The organism is Streptomyces sp. IBSBF 3136, from assembly GCF_036815105.1.
Lineage (GTDB): Bacteria > Actinomycetota > Actinomycetes > Streptomycetales > Streptomycetaceae > Streptomyces.
In genome coordinates, this window is sequence record NZ_JAJSZC010000421.1 from 1 (window position 1) to 3104 (window position 3104).

The 3104-nt window shown below is 66.4% G+C and carries 3 protein-coding genes and 1 pseudogene; 2 read left to right on the forward strand and 2 right to left on the reverse strand.

Features of this window, described 5'->3' with window-relative positions:
• Positions 1 to 207: 207 nt before the first annotated feature.
• Positions 208 to 660, forward strand: coding sequence for a DUF7144 family membrane protein (locus V7E45_RS39780; RefSeq protein ID WP_333779172.1), 453 nt, complete (start codon positions 208 to 210; stop codon positions 658 to 660).
• Between the two features lie 298 nt (positions 661 to 958).
• On the forward strand, positions 959 to 1591 hold the full coding sequence (locus V7E45_RS39785; RefSeq protein WP_333779173.1) for an SMI1/KNR4 family protein: 633 nt from the start codon (positions 959 to 961) through the stop codon (positions 1589 to 1591).
• 511 nt (positions 1592 to 2102) lie between these two features.
• Here the strand turns inward: V7E45_RS39785 and V7E45_RS39790 are convergent.
• Together V7E45_RS39790 and V7E45_RS39795 are read right to left on the reverse strand one after the other, a co-directional pair.
• Entirely contained in the window at positions 2103 to 2780 is a 678-nt protein-coding gene (locus tag V7E45_RS39790) for a YdcF family protein (protein ID WP_333779174.1), read from the reverse strand.
• Positions 2781 to 2829: 49 nt separating this feature from the next.
• Positions 2830 to 3104: pseudogene (locus tag V7E45_RS39795) on the reverse strand (UTRA domain-containing protein); the annotation flags it as partial.

Genomic DNA, 3104 nt, shown 5'->3' on the forward strand with positions numbered 1-3104 from the left:
ACCTCACCCCGGCCGCCACAGCCTGACGGAAGGGGCGCGGGGCGGGGGAGGGTGGAGCAGGACGCTGATGTCAGGGGCCCACGGCCTCCTTGACAGGTCGGGGCGCATGGCTCAGCCATGGCGACGCGGGTTGCGGTCGCGGTCCCGAAGGATTGCGGTGATGCTGTCAGGGGAGCGTGGCCGGCTTCGCACGGGCAGTGTGCGTCGGTGACCGCGCTGTACAGGAAGGCTGCGGCCATGACGACGGCGCCGAACAGGACACAGCGACGCGGGGGGCCCGGCGGCAGCGAGATGATCAACGGCGCCTCCTCGTTCGCCGGCATCCTGATGTTGCTCAGCGGTCCCCTCAGCGTCCTGATGGGCGCATCCGGAATCGCACACGACTCCCTGTTCGCCGCGTCCCGGTACGCCTACCGGTTCGACCTGACGGCTTGGGGCTGGATCCACCTTGTGATCGGAGTGGCCCTCGTCATCGCCGGCCTGGGAGTCCTACTGGGCCAGAGCTGGGGTCGCGGGGCCGGTGTAGCCGTGGCAGCGATCAGCCTGATCACCCAGTTCATGTTCGTTCCGTACTACCCGTTGTGGGCCATCCCCGCGATGACACTCGACCTTCTGATCCTGTTCGCGCTGACGAGGGTCCATATCGAGACCAGAGGATGACAGCGCAGACGCCAGCCAGAGATGTCAAAGGCCCCCGATCCAAGTGGACCGGGGGCCTTTTCGCTGGTGGGGCTAACAGGATTTGAACCTGTGGCCTCATCCTTATCAGGTCGACCACAGGGGTCTGTCCACATCGGCCGACCGTCCCTGTGCGTCGACCGATCATTCACGGGGATTCGGCCTCGATCGCTGCTGTTCGTGCTTGTTGGTGTCAGGCGCTGGTGTCAGGCGCTGCACGCGGTCTTGACATGGACTGCCCCATCGCTCCACGGCACCGTTCGAAAGATCGGGTACGCGGATGGCAGCCAACGGCAACTGCTGGGAAGCCCATTTCGGAAGTATTGTTCGACAGCATCGTGGTCCAGAACAGCGCGGATTGGCAGACGGCATGCTGAGGGTTGAAGAGTTGGAGGCCGCGCTTCCGGCGATGATGCCGTGGCGTGTGGCGGCGGGACGCAGCGTGGACTGGGCTGCCCTTCAGGCTGCCCTCGGAACGGCGCTGCCCTCAGACTTCCGCTCTCTGGCGGAGGCGTATCCGATCCTGGTCATCGACGACTTCCTGAGCGTGTCCATTCCCCGGCCCGGCACCGAGGTGTCATGGGCGTCCGAGGCCAGGAAGGACGAGATCCTTCAGGATCTGTACGAGATGGGCGACACCGAGGGCTACGTTCCCTTCCCGCAGCCGGGTGGTCTGATCTCTTGGGCGGAGTCCTATTCGGGGGACTCCTTCTATTGGAGGACGAGCTCTCCGGACCCGGATGCATGGCCGGTGGTCGTCTACGGGGCCAACGGCGACTGGTCGGAGTTCCCGGTCGGTGCCGTCGAGTTCCTGGCCGGCGTGTACGGGCGCACCATCGACGTGCCGGGCATGCCTAGGGACTTCCCCAGCGACCAGCCGGAGGTGCTGGGCCTGAGCGACTGCGTCGAATGACCGGCACCTCATCCACGAAACGGATGGCGGCTGACTTGGCAAGAGGGTCAGCGATCACGCCGCCACTAACCGACCACTCACCCCAGCTCCCATCCCGTCTGCCGTCGACCCACACACCGTGGAGCGGGCGTGGTTCAGGGCGTCAAGGTGGAGCGCCCCGCTGGACGAACGACCTTGACGCCCTGGGCCGCGGCTGCTCGGCTCTGCCTGGGTCGACGGCAGACGGGATGGGAGCACCCAGCGCACGCCACACTCGGCCGGCACCCGCGAACGGAGCCCCCGGCATCTCGGAGCCTGAGCGCCCCCGCCGGAGGCAATGTTCTGACCGTGGCGCTCAGCGTCCAGGTCTCTACTCATGGGCCGTAGCTCGCTGCGGCCCCAGGGGCTGACCCCGGCGCCGAAGGCGCAGAGGGGTCGGGCCCCAGGGGCCAGCCCGCGCTCGCGCGGGCACTTGATGAGGTAGAGAAACCTGTAACAGCTCTCGGGCTGCTCGGTCAGGAAGCAGTGCGGCTTAGGCGGAGGGCTGATCCGTAACCAGGAGTCGACTGGTGAAGCCCTCATGGCATAGGCGCTCGTAGGCCTGGAGCACGTCGTTCGGCACGGCCTGGCTGATCATGAAGCCCTGCGCCGGGTAGATCAGCAGTCGCTGAAGCGCACCCACGAGCATGTCGATCACCAAGCGGGCGTTTCCGATGGAGTCGACGTAGTCGTCCAGCGTCATCGGGCTAGACGCGCTGATGATCTCGACTTCGGGCCACAGTTTGCGCGCGGTGGCGTAGGCCCGCCTCTCCTCGTACGGCTTGCTGATCAGCAGGACGGAGGACACGTCGGTGCCCGCCGCCTTCAACAGCTCTCGGGAGAAGCGGATGTTCTCGCCTGTGTTCCGCGCTCGCGGCTCCACAAGGACGGCCGAGTCGGGGACACCAAGCTCAAGTGCGCGCTCCCGGTAGTGCACGGCTTCGCCTCGAGGCATGNCCGAGTCGGGGACACCAAGCTCAAGTGCGCGCTCCCGGTAGTGCACGGCTTCGCCTCGAGGCATGCGTTCCCGCGTCGTGGGGCTGGTAGCCCCCGTGAACACAAGCAGTGGAGCCATCCTGCGCTTGTAGAGGTCTACTGCCGTATCGGCCACACCCAAGTCGTGACTGCCCAAGCCGATCGCGACTGAGCACGGCCTCAGGGTATGGCCCATCTGGTGGTAGTCCCACAGGCGTCGAGTGTCGGCCCATGCTTGTGCGGNCGGGGACCTTGAAGTCGTACTCCCAGGCGAAACGCGAAGCCGCGTGCACACCGATGGCGAACTCGACCACTGTGTCAGAGGCCGTGTAGGTCGTCCGGTGCAACTCGACTACGGGTTCGCCCGGCGGCAGATGGAGGAGCTTCACTTCATCCGGCGTGGCGGCTCGGGCGAAGAGCTCTTCCTTCATGTGGTCGATCTCGTACCCCGCGTCGTACAGAACCCGGAAGCCACCGCCGCGGCCGGCCGGTCCTGGAGTGGGGTCCACCAGGCGCGTCC